Source organism: Candidatus Chloroploca sp. Khr17 (genome assembly GCF_004138165.1).
Lineage (GTDB): Bacteria > Chloroflexota > Chloroflexia > Chloroflexales > Chloroflexaceae > Chloroploca.
Window position 1 is genome coordinate 37,076 of the sequence record NZ_RYFF01000029.1, and the last position, 17,292, is coordinate 54,367.

The following is a 17,292-nucleotide window of genomic DNA, read 5'->3' on the forward strand; positions in this document are numbered from 1 at the left end:
AAAAGGCTAGCAGCCGACTGAAGTCGGCACTCCAAACGGTCAAGCAAGCATACCCAATTCTGAAACCATGTCTTAGGCGCGAAGGCGCGAAGGAGGGGTGATGTCAGATACAAGCAATCCTGAGCAGGCGATTATCACTCCTATTTCGCAAGGGGCTGGGCAGGAGCTCGAAGCGGTGACGGTGCAATTCAATCCGGCGTCGCTCGAATATAACCTGCGTAACAATATTGAGAAAAAGGGCCGTGGGGCGCGGGCACGTCAGCATGTGAGCCAGACGACCGCCACGCTGGCGACCGAGCTGATCTTTGATACGACGCACACCGGGCAGGATGTGCGGATCGAGACGGTCAAGATTGCGCGGTATTTGCAACCGTACGATGATACAAAAAAGATACCGCCAACGATTCGGTTTGAATGGGGAACTTTTGTTTTTGAAGGGTATGTTGAGTCATACAAAGAGACGATCGACTTTTTTGCCGCTGGTGGTGTACCGCTACGTTCGACCTTGAACGTGACCTTTACGAGCAAAGACAAGCAGTTTGACACGCGTTCGGCGAACGACGGTGATACAGCGAATGTGGGTCAGGGTTTGAGTGGGCTTGATAGTGCGGTTGTTGCACCAGCCCCCGATGGCGGCGAAGACAACCCGACGGCAGGGAGCCCGGCGGATACGGCGGCGCAAGGCGGTGATCCAGGGGCGGCCCGGATGCTGGCGCTGGCGAATGGCCTGGAGAGTTTGCGTTTTCCGGCGGGGGCACTGGCAGTCGGGGCAGGCGCAAGTATCGGCGCTGCGGCCGCTTTCTCGGCAGGCGCATCGGCCTCGCTTGGCCTCAGTGCAGGAGTTTCCGCCGGGATCGGCGCGAGCGCCTCGGCGGGGTTCGGGGCCGGAGCCAGCGCCGGCTTTGGCGCGAGCGCCTCGGCGGGGTTCGGGGCCGGAGCCAGCGCCGGCTTTGGCGCGAGCGCCTCGGCGGGGTTCGGGGCCGGAGCCAGCGCCGGCTTTGGCGCGAGCGCGGCGGCGGGGTTCGGGGCCGGAGCCAGCGCCGGGGGCGGGGCGATGTTTGGTGCAACGGCGTCAGCAGGGGTTACGGCGTCGGCAGGAGCTTTCAGTGGTCTCCATCATACAACGAGTGTTAAAAAGACAACGTCTTTGAATACGAATAATATTATTAAAGGCAGCATTTCTTCAAATATCAGTACGGATCAGGGAGCAAGTTTCAAAGTTGGCGGGCAGGCCCATCTGGAAGGCTCGGCGAGCCTGAGTGCAAAGGTGAAGGGCAATCTGAGCGCGAAGCTTCAGTTTGATGCGTGATGAGAGGTTGCGTCGCGGTTTTTTTGACGCAAAGGCGCAAAGGCGCAGAGGTTTTTTTGACGCAAAGGCGCAAAGGCGCAAAGGTTTTAGTGTAGGTGTGCTCACACTTTGCGGCTTGATGTGAGCTTCTTTGAAACGTAGTGCGTCGAGAGGGGCGGTGAAGCAGCGATGAGCAGTAACGATGTTCGTTTTGATATGGTCGAGGGCGTTATCGGCGCAGAGCGGGCCGAACCCGGTGGGCGGGAGGTTGACCAGGAGGAGGCAAGGAGCCTGCTGGAGTTGCCGCCTGAGCAGGTGGCACGGGCGTTGCGGCGGATGCAGCGGCGGCAGGCGCGGTTACGGGCTGATTAGATTTGACGCAAAGGCGCAAAGGCGCAAAGGGTATTGATAGATGACAGAAGCTCCTCCAGATCTGGTGTATATGCGGCCAAGTGTGCGGGTCGCTGAGCAGGCCTATGCCAAAATTGAGGAACTGCTGATTGGGATGACGATGACCGAGCAGGAGGGTGGTCTGGCGGCCCTGGAGTTACGGTACAGTGGCAAGGCGAGTGATACGGAAGGCGATGCCGATTATGCTTTTGAAGATGAAGAAATTTATCAGTTAGGGGCTGAAATTCTGGTTGGTGCAGGTGATGTGAGCGCGCCGGAGGAGATCTTTCGGGGCGTGGTTACTGGCTTCGAGTTGAGCTTGCCCGAAGACGGCCCGCCCGAACTGGTTGTGCTTGCCGAGGATGCGTTGATGCTGGCGCGGATGACGCGCAAGACGCGCACCTTTGATGAGGATGAAGTGACGGTGAAAGGACTTGCCGAGGAACTCGCCGATACGTTGAGTTTGACGCCGGTGATTGCCGATGGCCTTGAGACAAATATTGGTACGCAGGTGCAATTGAATGAGAGCGATCTCGCGTTTGTGCGTCGCATCTGCCGACGCTACGATGTTGATTTGCAGGTCGTCGGGACTGAATTGCATGTCTCGCCGCGTGGTGCCGTGCGACGCGGCGATCCGTTGACCCTGACGATGTATGAGGCGCTGGTGCAGGTGAGCATGCTCGCCGACCTGGCGCACCAGGTGACCGAGATGACGACGAGTGGTTGGGATGCGCTGGCGGGGCGCAAAATCACTGGTACCGCCAGTCGGCTGACGGCGACTGGCCCGGGGAGCGGCACCACCGGCAAGGATGTGCTCGAGCGCATCGGGCGGCAGCGCACGCATCACATCGGCCATCTGGCGATGGCGACGGGCGATGAAGCGCAGGCGATCGCCGAAGCGGCATTTGACCAGCGCGCCCGTCGCTTTGTCTGCATCGAAGGCACGGCGGTCGGTGAACCAAAGCTGCGCGTCGGAACGCACATCGATCTGGTTGGGGTGGGGCCGCGTTTTGAAAATACCTACTATGTCACCTCGGCGTGCCATCGCTGGGATGAGACCCGGGGCTATCAGGTTGACTTTGAGGCCGAGAGCGCGTATTGGGGCGGCAGATGAGTACCTGGCTAAAGAGGGATTGACGCATGCTTCAAGAGCACGAACTCTATGATTTGCCAATGGCGGGGCGTTTTGTCGGGATGTACCTGGCAGAAGTGGTCTCGGCCGTTGATAGTGACGAAAACCTCGGGCGGGTGCAGGTGCGGCTGCTGCATCACGATGGGGTTGGCGAGCAGGATGGCCCGATCTGGGCGGCTGTGGCAGTCCCGTTTGCGGGGAAAGAGATGGGGGCGTTTCTGATTCCCAAAAAGGGCGATCAGGTGCTGGTTGGGTTTGTGCAGGGCGACCCGCGCTACCCCGTTGTGCTTGGGGGGGTCTGGAGTCACAGTGCGCCGCCGCCTGAACAGGTTGATGACGAAAAGGTGCATGTCTGGTCAATCACGAGTGCCAAGAAGAGCCGCATTGCGATCGAAGAGGCCGCAACGCCGACGATTACGCTCAAGACAGCCAATCAGACCGAGGTGAGCGTGGTGCTGAGTGATGAAGGCGGTGGTCAGGTGGTGATCAAGGCGAATAATGCGACGATTACGCTTGATAGCAGTGGCATTACGCTTGATGCGCCGTCGAATATCACCATTAATGCTGGAGGCAAGCTTGATCTGACGGCAGCGGGTGGGGTGACGATCAAAGGAGCGCAGGTGACAGTGAATGGGGCGACGACGATTATACCGTCAGCGACGACGCCGTCGATTACGGCCGGTACGTATAGCGTAGGAGTTGGCAACATATGGTAAGCCATAACCATGCGGTGTTGCTGCGCGGCCTGCGCCTGCACGAGGCGGGTGATAGTCGGCCAACCCTGGTGCGCCGTAGCGACATCAAATTCCTTGATGGATTGCTCGCCGATATGAGCGAAGGCGGCGCGTTTGCCAAGCTGAGGGGCGGCACGATCAACCAGGGCGTGATGCAGAACCAGCTTGCCGCGCGACCAGTTGGGCGGGCCGACCGCATGGTGCTGCAGCGCACGAAGCGCGAGCTCCAGCCGCCCGTCAAACTCTATCAACCGGTGCATCGCACCTTCCAGTTTGTTGTGCTCGAAGCGGTCTGTGACTTCTTGCCTGAACTTGGCGAGGCCGGGCTACCGAAGCTCGACCGCACCCAGATCGAGAGTTCGGGGTTGGTGATTCGGCGGATCAATGGCGAGACGGGCCTGACCGAGGCGTGGTTGAGCGACGGCAATGCCTTGCGCGGCTGGTTCCCGCTTCAGGAGGACGGGTTGAACGACGACAGCGATCCCGATCCACAGCGCCGCCCGCGCCGTCTGGGTACCGGGATCCGCGAACTCGACGAGCAACTCGGGCTGCACCGCCTTCCCGCCGAGCACCTGAGCGAAGCCGTTGAACCGCTCTATGTTGCGCCACCTGATGTCTGTGTCGGTGCGGCCAGAACGCTCTTGTTTGGCATGATCCCGACGGTCAGCCTCGAACAGAGCGAGCTCCCGACTGAGCAACTGGCCCCGCCGCGCCTGGAGATTGGGCAGTTGCGCGATCTCTTTGCCGATTATCTGACGCCAGCCGGTGGGCAACGGACGATCCCGTTGCAACTGAATCCGCTTGGGGTCGATTTTTACCAACTCAAACAGCGCGAGTTGACGCAACAGGATCGGTTTCTGTCGCTTTTGCGCTGGGTTGTTGAACTGGACGCCCTTGAGCACCCGGAAGCGATCGCGCACCTGAATGGCGTAACGGTGCAACTCGGGCTTGACCCGACAACGCCGGGGCTGACGCTTGTGGCCCCGTTCACGCGGGTCACGCAGCGGGGACGCAACAATCAGATCATTGCCGACTATCTTGAGGTGCGCCTTGGCGATCTGGTGGCCGATGCCGCCACACGCCTCCGTGATAGCGAGATCGATCTCACCAGTCAAGTCACCGTCGCCAGTGGGCAAACGCTGGCCTGGAGCATCCCGACCACCGCGCTGAGTGACGACGTACTCGGGGCGCTGGCCGACCGGATGCAGAGCCGGATCACCGAATTCAACCTCATCGCGGGCGAGCGGCGCTTTGACCCGCGCCGGGGGCGTTATGTCGCCCGGGCCTTTGTGCGGGTGAAGCGTGAACCCGGGTGCCCGCCGCAACTCTGGTGGAGCGAGTATAGCGAAGTGTTTCAGATTGCCCAGCACTGGGATCACAATCCCGACGTGCCTCCGGCAATTATTCCACTGCCCGACCTGCCTTCGCGGGCGGCCTTGAAAGCGATGAAACCCAACGTCGCCTTTGAAGTCCCCGAAAGCCTCGAAAACTTCCTGGCGGCCAATGGCCTCAACGCGTTCCTTGAAGGCAATGCGACCAAAGGCAACGGCGGCGGCATTGGCATTCTCTGGATCTGTAGTTTTAGCATTTACATCATTATGATGATCGCTTTCATTATTTTAATCATTTTTGCTATTTTGCTCAATATCGTCTTTAACTGGTTAATTTTTATTCGGATCTGTTTGCCGATCCCGGTTCCAGAAGAGGAGTAAAAACTTATGATTCAGGAGCCGATCAGTTGGCCGCTGCTTGCTGTGCCTGATGCCAATGGGCAGCTGCATTATCCGACGCTTGACGAGAGTGTGCGCCAATCGATCCAGATCATTTTGCGCACACGCCCCGGCGAACGCCTACAGCATCAAGCATTTGGGGGCGGTTTGCAGGTCTTTTTGCACCAGCCGAATACACTCACGACCCATCGGCGCATTCACGATACGATTGTGCAAGCGCTCGAGCGTTGGGAGACACGGATCAAGGTGGAGCGGGTAGAGATCAACGAGGTGCCCGAGCGTCCGACCTGGATCAGGGTCGAGGTGGTGTACCGCCTGCGCCGGACGGGCGTCATCCGCCAGCTGGGGCTATCAATGGAATTGGGAGGCTAGAATACCATGCCGATCATTCCTCCAACGCTTGATGATCGCAGTTACGACGACCTGGTGCGCGAACTGCTGAACCGGGTGCCGGCACACACGCGTGAATGGACCGATGTGCGGCCTGGCGATCCGGGGCGCACGCTGATCGAGCTCTTTGCGTTTCTGGCCGACTCGATCCTCTATCGAGCCAATCTGATCCCCGAGCGACAGCGCCTAGTCTTTCTCAAGTTGCTCGGCATCCCGATGCGTCCCGCCATGCCGGCCCGGACACTGGTGACGCTAGCGCTTGACGATCCGATGCAAACGAGCGCGACGATCCTGCGGCCCCTGGCGAAGGTGAGCGGCCCCGTCGCCTTCGAGACGACCAGCGAAGTGACGGTGCTGCCGGTGACCGCCGAGGCCTATGCGCGACGCCCGCTGAGCGAGAGCGAGCAGGGTACGTATCGCGAGATCGTCCACAATCTCGGGGTGCTCTATCTTGGCACCCAAGATGCGAGTCGGGCGCGGGGCTATGTGACGGTGCCAGTCTTTGCGGGTGGCGCAGCCAATCCCGAGGGCTTTGATCTGATCAATGAGACGATTGATCAGGCGTTGTGGCTCGCGCTGCTCGCCCCCGAGGCCGAGGAGCCAGCGCTGCAACCGATCCACAACGAAGCGGTGCGGCAGACGCTTGGTACCAGTGTCGGTGGAGGTCAGCAACTGTTGAGTATCGGCTTGTTGCCAGCGATCAGTGTGCCGGCCTGGAATGATGAGCAGATCGGGCCACGCGCTGCGCTGCCCCATCTCTGGGAGATTACCGGCCTGGATGCGCGGGGTCAGGTGACCTATACGCAACTTGATCAGATTGTTGATACAACGGCAGGGCTGACGCAACGAGGCATCGAGCGGCTCGTCTTGCCGGGGCCGCAATTTATTGGCGCCCCGGGCAACGACGTGCGCCAGCACCTCAATGCGGGCACCGGCGCGATGCCACCGCGCCTCGACGATCCCGCGAAGGCGGCGCGGCTCGTTGCGTGGCTACGGTTGCGACCCACGCGCCGCCTCGAAAGCCTGCGCCTGAGCTGGGTCGGGATCAACGCGGTCGAGGTTGATCAACGACAAACCATCACCGGGCGCATTATCGGCACAAGCAATGGTAGCAGCGACCAGCAAATGGCGCTGCCTGGCACGAGTGTCGAGCCAGCGGCGCTGGTGGTGCAGGTGGAAGAAGAGGGCCTCGGATATGTCGCGTGGGAACGTGGCGAGACAAGCCTGGCTGGGCGCGACAGTCGTGTCTACACGCTCGATGCCGAGGCCGGGACAATCACGTTTGGCAATGGGGTACGAGGCCGTGTGCCGGCCCCCGGTCGGCGGGTGCGGGTCGCGCAGATGCGGGCCGGTGGTGGGATTGCGGGGAACCTGCCGCCCGGGTCTCTGACCGATCTTGATGCGGTTGAACTTGATGGGCGCCGGGCAACCGGGGTCGTCGTTACGCAACCCCTGGCTGCCGAGGGCGGGCTCGAGGCCGAAACGCTGGCCGAGGCCGAGGTGCGGATTCCGCAGGTCTTGCGTCATCGCGAGCGTGCAGTCACAGCCCAGGATTACCGTACGATCGCCGCCGAGACACCAGGGGTGCAGGTGGCGCGGGTCGAGTTGTTGCCACGCTTCAAGCCGCACCAGATGCGCGAAGAGGTTCCGGGCATCGTCTCGGTCATGGTGCTGCCCTTCCGCCCGCCACCCGGCCCACCGAATCCGCGGCCAGACCGGCCCTTTCTCGAAACCGTCTATGCCCACCTTGAAGCACGGCGGCCCCTTGGCACCGAATTGTATGTCATTGGCGTTGACTACGTGCCGCTCGGGTTGAGTGTTGGGGTCGAGATCGCCGATGGCTACGACCGCGAGGCGACGCTGCGCAGTGTGCGCCTGGCGCTACGCGAGTTTTTGTGGCCGTTGATGGGCGGCGGGCCGCAACGCACCGGCTGGCCGCTTGGCAAAACCGTCGAAGACCGCGAACTCGAACTGGTCGCCGCACGGGTACCAGGGGTTCAAAGCTTGCTCGGCAACCGGCTGAATATCTTTCTGCGCAATGCAACGGGCGACGATTGGGTGAAACAAGAGCGCAGCACGACGAATGCCCTGATCAACATCCCGCTCAGCAAATGGCAACTGCCCGAACTACTCTCGGTTGTTGCCGTCGCCGATGACGAACCACCGAACGATCTACGGGGCGTACCGAATCCCTTCCTGAGCGACGGAGGGATGGTGCCGATCCCGCTTGTCCCGGAGGTATGCACCTGACTATGGATGCCAATGGTCTGAAATTCTGGATGCTCGCGGATGCCCACGACTGGGTGCTGGCGGGGGAACAACCGGCGCTGCGCTATGATCGCGAGCGGCGTGCGCTGCGGCTCACCAGCCAGGCGGCGGTCTTGCCGCCGGTTGCGCCCGCTGGCACCGAAGCCGAGGCGACCGCCCGCCTGGAGCTCGTTCCGCAAGCTCGCGATGCGTTTGGAACAAGGGCCAGGTGGGATGCCGCAACTGGGCGCATCATGGCAACCGGTGCCCTCGCTGGGCAGGTGCCAATCTGGACAGCCCCGAGCGCCGCTGAAGCGCCGACGGATCTCTGTGTCGGCACCGACGGCGTGCTCTATGTTGCGGTGAACGGCGGCGTCACGCTGGTCGATCTGCGCGACCGATGGGATGCGGTGAGCCTGAGCCTCCCAGGGTTTGCGGCGTGGCGACTGGCAGCGGCGCCAGATGGCGGGGTGTGGGTACTTGACCGCGACCAGCCACAGCTTGGGCGGGTCACAGGGTTGCCATTGCGAAGGCGGGTTCAGGTTGAGTATGACCCGGATACGCCGCGTCCCTGTGAAGAGAACGCGAACCCGCCCCGGCTGGAACTCTATCCGCATGCCACCTTCGTCGCCACCGCAAGACCTGTTAGCCTTGCGTGTAGCCCTGATGGGCAAGTCGCCGTGCTCTGCTGGCAAACCGACGGCGCACCTGCCGTTGTGCGTTATCTTGACACACGCGGGGGATGGTATGAGCCATGCCTCTTACAAGGCGTAGTGCATCCCTTCAGCCTTGCCTGGGTCACCCTGGATCGCATCGCCCTGCTGGTTCCCCATCTCAGCAACGAAGCCCCGGTCTACTCGGCAAGCCCTGGCGCGGCGCGCGTGATGCCGGTGGGTGACTATTACCCCTTGCGGCCTGATCGCTTTGGGGGCGGCCCCTTCGTGCATGGCTTGACGCTGCCGCCGCACTATCCCACCAGCGACGAAGAGGGCAGCCTCCCGTTACACTTCCTCTCGCTGCCCAGCTTCCCGAGCGAAGGCGAAGCAAGCAATCAGGCAAGCATCGACAGTGGCAGCGCACGCACCGTCTGGCACCGGCTCTACCTCGAAGCCAACCTGCCCGACGCATGTGGGGTACGGATCTTGCTGGCCGCCGAAGATACAGGCGCAACCCCGACCGACGAGTTGGAATGGCACGAGCACCAGTTTGGGCCGATCTTCAACGTTGTGGGAGAACAGAATATCCCGGTCGGCGCGTGGGTACCACACGCCAGCGAAATCCCGCACCATCGAGGCCTGCTCACCTGCGACCGTACCCCTGGCAAAGCGGGTCTCTTTACGACACTGATCCAGCGCCCGCAGCGCAAAGTGAAGACCCTGCGCGGGCGCTATCTCCACGTCCGCATCGTGCTCAACGGCGATCGTCGCACCACCCCAGAAGTCTGGGCTCTTCGCGTCTATGCCAGCCGCTTCAGTTATGTCGAAAACTATCTGCCCGAACTCTACCAGGAGACTGTCTTTGGGCCTGAGGCTGATGCGTACCTAGCCCCTGGCGAACGCAGCACCCCGGCGGATTTTCTGGAACGGTTTGTCGGCAATTTCGAAGGCGTGCTGACCATCCTGGAAGACCGGGTCGCTGCGGCGCATCTGCTCACCGCGCCCGCGACGACCCCGCCCGAAGCGTTGGAATGGCTGGCAAGCTGGATCGGTCTCGCGCTCGACGCAGCCTATCCCGAAGAGCGCCACCGACGCCTACTCGCCGAGGCCCCGACGCTCTACCGGCAGCGCGGCACGCTGGCCGGGCTCATGCTCGCGCTCGACATTGCCACGGGCGACGGCGTCCGCGATGGCCGGATCATCGTCATTGAAAACTGGCGCTTCCGTCGTGTTGTCGCCACCATCCTGGGGGCCAACCTTGCCGACGAAACAAACCCGCTTCTGGCCGGGATGGTAGTCAGCGGCAACAGCTATGTTGGCGACACCCTTGTACTCGGTGACGAAGAGAAGAAGGAATTTTTGGCCCTCTTTGCCGCCGATCTCGATGTTACCGCAGCCGAGGCCGACGTCATCGCCGCGCTCTTCGACCGGTTGGCCTATCGCGTGACGATCCTGGTTCACAACGATGTGCAACCGCAAGAGCAGGGGTTGATCCAGCGCATCGCCGCGCTGGAAACCCCGGCCCATATCATCACCGATGTACAGACCGCAACTGGATCACTCATGGTCGCCTTACGTTCCCTGATTGGCATCGACACGTATCTGAGTCCGAAACGTCCACCGGGGCCGCTCCGCCTTGGCGCAAGCCAGATTGGCGTACGGGATCTGCTCCAAGCAACGCCCTCTCTTGATCCGCGCCTCGATCAGCGAATATGAAGTGTTTGCGTTGGGACACCACGCCAGCTACGCTGGCATGTCCCAACGCAAACACGGAATCCAGCGAAGCAACAGATGACAGGGCGCAGCCCTGAAGGAACAAAGACATGAGCACATACCCAGATCCGCTGGCACAGTCCAGACGCACCACCGACCGCCTCTTCTACGCGACCGGCGTGCTGCTGGATGCCCAGGATTTTCTTGATGAGCAGACCTATCACCGGGGGCGACAAGCCAGGGCGCTTCATTTTTTGCATGGGTCGGGGACTGCGGCTGGTCTGCGCGTTGTCTACGAGGCTGAAGTGCCTGCCGCTGACGGTAACCCTGGTCGCGAAGAGCGGTTGCTGGTGCATCCAGGAGTCGCCGTCGATCGGCTGGGACGCTTGATCGAGGTGCCGAGTACGGTGTGCCTGCGGGTGCAGCGCTGGTTCGCCGCCAACGCCGCCGACCTGCCGATCCTGGTGGCCGATGCTAGCAGCGACGGTACGCCACGCCCCGCACGGGTTGAAGTCGATCTCTATTTGCGCTATGTCGCCTGTGAGCAGGGCAAAACCCCGGCGATGGCGTCCGGGCCGTACGACGCGCTCAATGCGGTGCAGCCTTCGCGGCTACGTGACTACTACGACATTGATCTGATTGTCCGCGACCGCGCCGATGCGCCGTTGCCCTTTGATCACTGGGCCAGCGCCGTTGAGGGCGTTGACCCGGCGGATCGCCCGGCGGCGCTGCGCGAGGCGATCTACACGGCGTGGGACGTGGCCGCCCGCGTTTCGTCACAGGATGAACTGAATCGCTTGCCCGAATATGTGTTTGGGCAAGATCCCACGGGGGTGTTTCTCGCTCGCGTGACCATTCCAGCCACCGCTGGCCCACCGGCGACCCGCGCCCCCGGCGATGTCAGCGTAAGTGATCGTGGGCGGCTCTTTGCCTATACGACCGCAGCCCTGCTGGCATGGTTGGGTCTATAAAGAGGAGACAGGCTATGTTTGATCTCAACCTTGATGCAGGTCGTCGCTTGATGCGGCTGCGCATTAACCGGGATGATGCCGACCGCCTGACCCGCGATGGCATCATGGTCGTTGACGACCGCCGCCGTCGCCCACAGTGGTTCGACGGGCGCTTTCTGGCTGCCCGCGACCTGACCAACGAACAGAACTATGTGCTCACACGGCAGGCCGATCTCGGCAAGGCTGGCGGGGTCGGCGTCGTGCGCGGGCTCGAGGTGGTTGCTGACCAACGCGGCTTGCGCATCCAACCCGGCTTTGGCCTCACCTCGCTCGGCGAGATGGTGATCATTCCGCGTGAACTGACCTTGCAATTGAACAACATCCCACAGATCGAGCGGCTCAACCGTACCTTCGGGTTGTCACGGGTGCCCGCCGTGCCGCCACGCACGCTGACCGGACTCTTCATTGTGGCGCTCCGAGCGGTCGAGTATACGGCGAATCCCATTGTCTCCTACCCAACTGCGGTTGAAGGCGAACGCAGCGTCGAGGATGGCGACATCATCGAGGCGACGGCGGTGACGCTGATTCCTTTCAGCGACGGTGCAACGAGCATCGAGCTTGACCAGCGCCGGGCCGAGGTTGCCTACGCGATGTTTGTTGAACATGCCGAGCGCGAACTGCCGGTCGGCACGCTCCCACTGGCGATGGTTGCGCTCAATCGGGGGGCAGTCGAGTGGATCGATCCCTTTTTGGTGCGCCGCGAGATCGGGGCGGAACATGCCGATCTGATCGGGCTGGGGCCAATGCTCGGTTTTGCCACCCGCGCAACCCGCGAGGCGCATCTGTTGCAGTACGATCAGCATCTCAGCGACGTGCTCGAGCGCCAGGGCGGGCGTCCATTCAGTGCGAGCGACTATTTCCGCGTTTTGCCGCCCGCTGGGCGCCTTCCTCGCTCGGCGGTCAATCCCAATGATTTCACCCAGACCTACTTCCCGCCTGGCATCGAGGTCGATCTTGCGGTGGTGCCCGTTGATGAATTGAATATCCTGCTCGAAGAGAGTCTGGTGCTGCCACCGCTTGATTTGACCCTCACTGCCGATCAACTCGCAAGCACCAGTATTCAGATCATTATTCCACTCGCCCGCAGCGAGTTACGCCAGCGCATCAATCAACTCGAAAGCACAACGCGCCTGTTGCGCCCGGCTGCGCCCGGCCTCGTTGCGGCACGCAAACCGCTCGAAGCCCTGCGCACGCTACGCCTGCCGCAACGCCTGCCTCCGCCGATCCTTGATTCAGCGAGTCTCGCCGATCGCGCATGGCAAGAGGTTTTGCAACGTACCGAGCAGCTCTGGTTTGTGCGGCGGCGCAACTTTCACTATAAAGCCGAGCTTGTCGGCACGGTCATTCCGCTCCCGGTCGAACCACCGGTTGACGGCGGCGAAGGCGGCGGTGGCGAGGTGCCCGATCGCACCCTGATCAGCGAAAATCGCCTGCTTGATGCGCTTGGCGAACGCGATCTGCCCAATTTCTATTTTCGTCGTTTTGCCGCGCTCCGCTCGGCTGCCCGCGAAAACGGCACCTGGGAGAGTGTCGTCACGCTGCTGGACAATGCACGCTGGCGCAGTGAAGCGTTCTTGCTCGCCGGCAGTCTTCACGAGATGAGTCTTGTGGAGGGGATGCAGCGCACCGGTCTGCGCACTGTGGCGCGCCGGTATCAAAATGTAGGCGATGGCTACGCGATCATCCGTCGCCAGGATGGTGACGTGCTGACTCGGTTTCACCCCGAATTGATCGCGACGTTGCCTCGTTTCTTGCTTGTTCCAGAGATCGATCAATTGATTACGCAATTCAGCAACCAGAACGACCTCGCAACCATCAATGAATTCTTACTCAAAATGGGTCAGTCCCTGCGCGAAGGCGATCTGTCGCCCGAAGAGGTCTTCCGGGCGATGCTTGAACAAGTAGAAGCGGCAGGGATCAGGGTCACACGGACTGACCCGGCTGAGATTCCCTTCTTCCCGCGCCGTGGGGAATAATTGTTGCGCTGGCAGCGAGGGCGAGACGCCCTCGCTGCCAGCGCAACATGGTACGCCAGAGATGTGCCGTTTGCGCCAGGTAAGCGAAAAAGGAAGACTATGAGAATTCTCAAGAGCATACGGAATCCGCAGCGCGATGAGCACTTGCTCGCCGTTGATCCCGAGCTACGTCCGGATCTCGTCAGCGATTGGCGCCGTCGGCTCAATTTTTTTACCGGGCGTTCGTTGAGCCACCGGGCACTCGAGGCTGAACAGACGATCCGCGAGGCGCATCTTGCGTTACGCGGTCAGGTTGTCTCGTCCGGGGTCATCGAGGGTCTCGAGGTCGGCCTTGAACGCGGCGAAGGCGGTACGTTTCTGCATCTCAACCCTGGAACCGGGCTAACCCCCGATGGCAATGATGTGACCGTGCCACAACCATTGCGGGTACCGATCCACGCGCCGCAGGTCTATATTCCGCCCGAGACGGGCCTGGGCAGCGGCGATACGCAGCGCTCGCTCGCCGCGCTGATCGCCAGCGCCGACGCCGAGCCGTTGCCACGCGCATGCATTCTGCTGCTGACACCAGTGACCATCCCGTTGAGCGCGGCGACCGACAGCACTGATCCGTGCGCCCTTGATGAGCAGGACGAGGCCTTTGCTGATTGGCAGTGGATCGATGGGCTTGCCCTGACTTTGTATATCTGGCCGTTGCATGCGCTTCCCTTGCCCCCCTTCGATGCCAACCAGTGGCAGAATCAGCTGGCCCACGCCATCTTTGCAGCCGAAGCGTTGCTCGCGCCGGAAGAGCGCATGCCCTGGGAACACCTTGGCGTTCCGGTGGGTCTGGTCGGTTTTGACGCCAACTGGAACGCGCTCTTTGTTGACTGCTATGCCGTCGTGCGAGCGGGAGGCAAGCCGCGTCGTCGCACACCGTTGCTACCAGAACACGGTAATCCGTTTCTGTGGCAAGCGCGGATGCAGCACTTCAGCGCCTACATGGCCGAGTTGAGTCTCGAGCAGATGCCGATTGAGCAGATCGCCGCCCGCGTACGCTTCATGCCTCCCGCAGGCATTTTGCCCGCAGGTGCGCTGGAACCGCGTCTGCTTGCCGACGACGGCACGACGCGCGCCCAGAACCATTTCTTTCCCCCGGGCTATGTGGTCGAGACGCTGCCGGTGGTGCTCGAACAACTCGATGTTGTGCTTGAGGCAAGCGCCTCACTCGACCCATTTGATCTGCGCGTCCCCGATCGGGTGCGCGTCGCCGTGCCGGTGCCCCAGGTCTGGTACGAACCCGATTTGCTGCGCGTCGAGGTGGTTGACGACGAATTTCAAACGACGCTCGCTGCATTTGAGCTACGGCGCAATCGCTGGTTGGGAAGGCGCGTCCAGGTTCACCAGATCACCAGTGCGCTCGTCAAAGCGATCACCGGCGAGGCCCTTGTCTATCCTGACCCCGACCCCGATGCGGTCGGCGAAGAGACGATCCTCACCGGGGACGACCTGCTCGACGCGAATGATCCGGCGCTGGCCGAGCCCGAAGCGGCGTATGGCACAACGCTGGCCGACGGAGGGCCGGTCGTCACCGTACGTCAGGAGTTACGCGACTGGCTGGCTGAACAGGCCCTGCTACGCGAGCCCGAAATGGCCCAGTTTGACCAGATGGGGCTCAGCAATTTCATTGTCTTTCTGCAGGAACGCGTCAAGCAAGCCGACGACCGCATCGATCTGGGCTTTGTTCAGGCGCAGACTAATATGTATCGCCTGCGCCAGTTGCTGATGGGCAATGTTGGCGCAACGCGCCTCGCAACCTCGACCGCGCTCCCCGAGATTGCCCGAAGCGACTCGGCCATTATTGCCAACGAAGAGATTCGGCGCTACCTGGGGAGTGTCGTGCAGCCTGATGTTTTGAAACGAGCCCAGGGCACGCCGATCATTGGCGATGCGCCGACCCCAGGTGATCTCGGTGGTCGCGGCCTCGTGGCCGGGGCAACGATCCGTTCCACAACGACCCCGGGGATGCCACCCGCCGGCTTCAGTGGCGCGACGCCCCGCAACCTCTTTCTCTCCGGCGAAGTCAGTCGGCTCACCGCTAGTCTGGCCGGGCGAAGCATCCCCGACGCAACGGTTGCAGCCGAGCTCGCTGCTGGGTGGCGCGACCTCAGCGGGGGGCGCGGCGAACTGGCCCTCGACAGCGTCCGCGGCCAGGCTACCACCGCCAGCGGCGGCAAACTCTTTGCGACACCGTCGCTCGTGCCGCCCCAAGAAGCAATCATTGGCCAGGCCCAACTGGTGGGCAAAGGCTACGATTTTCGCACGATGACCGTTGCCGAACGGCTGCGCGCACCCGAGGCGAATGAGGCCAAAGAGGCGACGATTGCGGCCAAGTTTGATGTTGCAAGCGGCTTCCACAAACTGCTCGAGATGGGCCTCAACCTCGATGAGATCAGCGTCCCGGGTGTCGCCGTCTACCAGGATGGCCGTCCCGTCTTCGAAGAGGTAGGCGATGGGCGCACACGGCTCCGCCGCGAGTCGCGCACGTTGCGCGATCTTGCCGCGAACAATTTCCTCGATCTGCTGCGCGACCCCGATCCCGCCGACGCCGACGAAGCCGAGTTCTTCTCGCTTGCGGTGCAGCAAACGGAACATACCATCGCGGTGTTGCGCCTCGTTGAAGGACGTATGCGCGCCTATCGGGCCGTGATCACCCGGTGCGAGCAGACGCTCAAGACCATCACCGATCTCGCGGCCCAGGCCGATCGTCGGCTCAAGCTGATCGGCGACGAGCTCGCCGAAGCGCGCCACGACGTCGCCGTAGCGACGGCGCTGCTGGCAGAAGAGACCGCCCGCATTGCGGCGATCAACGACCGTCGCAATCAGATCATCGCCGAGCACGTCACCTTTCTCGCCTACTACCGACCACGCCTCAGCGATCATCGCAAGGATGTCCCGGTACGCTTCGTTGATAATGGCCTGGTCGCGGCACCCATTCCGGCCTGCCTTGCCCGGCGCGCCTATATCGCCCCCGAGCTCCGCGAGATGGTGGCACTCTTGCGCGAAACGCCGCTCAAGTGGCTCAACGATCTGCGCCCGCTCTTGCAGCGGCTCGACCGAGTCGAAACAATGGTCGAAACGATCCTCACGGCACGCAACCGGGCGCAACTCTTCCAACCGGCTCAATATGCCATCCAGCCGGCCTTCCAAAGTCAAAACCTGCTCGCGAGCGGGATCAGTCGGGTCTATACCGCGCAACAACAGATCGTGGTCGAGCAGCGCAGTGCAACCGCCCGCCTCGACCTAAACCAAGCGACGATCGGCAAAAGCTGGCAGCATACCCGGGTCACCGCCGAAGAACATGTCACGCTGAACGATCTGCTCAATGCCAGGCATAGCCGCAGCGACATTGTTGATCAAGCCACCACTGCGCTCAACCAGATCATGCACGTCGCTGCCTGTCTCTACAACGGCTTTGCGGCGGTCTTGCCAGCACTGCGCCTGACCTGGGCCGAACGCCTGAGCCAGTACGATGAGCCGGTGAACCTGCGCAATCTTGCGTCGTTGCCGCGCTGGGGCGAGATCGACCGGCTCGAACGACGTGAGTTGCAGACGATGGCTGACTGGCTCTTCCTGCGCGTTGATGATCGGGTGCCCGAGGCGACCAGTTTCATCAATGATCTTGTGCGCGTCTGCATTTTGTTAGCGAGCCACGCCCCCGTCAATGAACTGGTTGCCGCCTCAATTGAAGAAGCCACCACAGCCAGCGAAGGAAGTCGTGTGCGGCTGAAGATCGATCCGGCGAAGGTGCATGTCGGCATGATCGCCTTGCTCTACCAGGGCAATACCGTGGTCGCCCAGGCGCTCGTTGATGACCTCGCCGGCAGCGTGGCGTCGGTACAGGTGATCAAGACGATGCAACCCACGGTGCAACTCGAAGTCAATGGACGGGTGCAACTCGCCGAACCTTCGACGCTTGCGTTGAGTCAAGCGACGAGTCAGATGCTGAGAAATCTGTAGCGCCATGCACCTTTGGCACAGCGATCCGTC

11 protein-coding genes are annotated in these 17,292 nt (G+C 61.9%); all 11 read left to right on the plus strand.

Translation table 11 applies throughout. The annotated features are described in order from the left end of the window. Positions 1-100 precede the first annotated feature (100 nt). The 11 genes from EKD05_RS16315 (at position 101) to EKD05_RS16365 (ending at position 17,262) form a co-directional block, all read left to right on the plus strand. Complete coding sequence (locus EKD05_RS16315; protein ID WP_129674632.1) at positions 101-1,309, plus strand: hypothetical protein; 1,209 nt, start codon at positions 101-103, stop codon at positions 1,307-1,309. 168 nt (positions 1,310-1,477) lie between these two features. After that, the gene (locus tag EKD05_RS16320; RefSeq protein ID WP_129674634.1) at positions 1,478-1,660 is read left to right on the plus strand and encodes a hypothetical protein; all 183 of its coding nucleotides are present in this window, start codon (positions 1,478-1,480) and stop codon (positions 1,658-1,660) included. Between the two features lie 40 nt (positions 1,661-1,700). Next, a complete protein-coding gene (locus tag EKD05_RS16325) occupies positions 1,701-2,792 on the plus strand; it encodes a phage late control D family protein (RefSeq protein WP_129674636.1) in 1,092 nt (363 codons plus the stop codon). Between the two features lie 26 nt (positions 2,793-2,818). Next, positions 2,819-3,526: a phage baseplate assembly protein V gene (locus EKD05_RS16330; RefSeq protein WP_129674638.1), complete on the plus strand. Its 708-nt coding sequence runs from the start codon at positions 2,819-2,821 to the stop codon at positions 3,524-3,526. Continuing rightward, on the plus strand, positions 3,520-5,256 hold the full coding sequence (locus tag EKD05_RS16335; RefSeq protein WP_129674640.1) for a hypothetical protein: 1,737 nt from the start codon (positions 3,520-3,522) through the stop codon (positions 5,254-5,256). Before EKD05_RS16330 ends, EKD05_RS16335 begins: the two co-directional genes overlap by 7 nt. Before the next feature lie 6 nt (positions 5,257-5,262). Continuing rightward, complete coding sequence (locus tag EKD05_RS16340) at positions 5,263-5,646, plus strand: GPW/gp25 family protein (RefSeq protein WP_129674642.1); 384 nt, start codon at positions 5,263-5,265, stop codon at positions 5,644-5,646. A gap of 6 nt (positions 5,647-5,652) precedes the next feature. After that, positions 5,653-7,914, plus strand: coding sequence for a putative baseplate assembly protein (locus tag EKD05_RS16345; protein WP_129674644.1), 2,262 nt, complete (start codon positions 5,653-5,655; stop codon positions 7,912-7,914). Positions 7,915-7,916: 2 nt separating this feature from the next. Then, positions 7,917-10,283: a phage tail protein gene (locus EKD05_RS16350; protein ID WP_165360767.1), complete on the plus strand. Its 2,367-nt coding sequence runs from the start codon at positions 7,917-7,919 to the stop codon at positions 10,281-10,283. A gap of 107 nt (positions 10,284-10,390) precedes the next feature. After that, positions 10,391-11,251 carry a hypothetical protein gene (locus EKD05_RS16355; RefSeq protein ID WP_129674648.1) on the plus strand — a complete coding sequence of 287 codons (861 nt, stop codon included), beginning with the start codon at positions 10,391-10,393 and terminating at the stop codon, positions 11,249-11,251. Between the two features lie 14 nt (positions 11,252-11,265). Further along, positions 11,266-13,266 carry a hypothetical protein gene (locus EKD05_RS16360; protein WP_129674650.1) on the plus strand — a complete coding sequence of 667 codons (2,001 nt, stop codon included), beginning with the start codon at positions 11,266-11,268 and terminating at the stop codon, positions 13,264-13,266. A gap of 99 nt (positions 13,267-13,365) precedes the next feature. Then, a complete protein-coding gene (locus tag EKD05_RS16365) occupies positions 13,366-17,262 on the plus strand; it encodes a hypothetical protein (RefSeq protein ID WP_129674652.1) in 3,897 nt (1,298 codons plus the stop codon). The last annotated feature ends 30 nt before the right edge of the window (positions 17,263-17,292 follow it).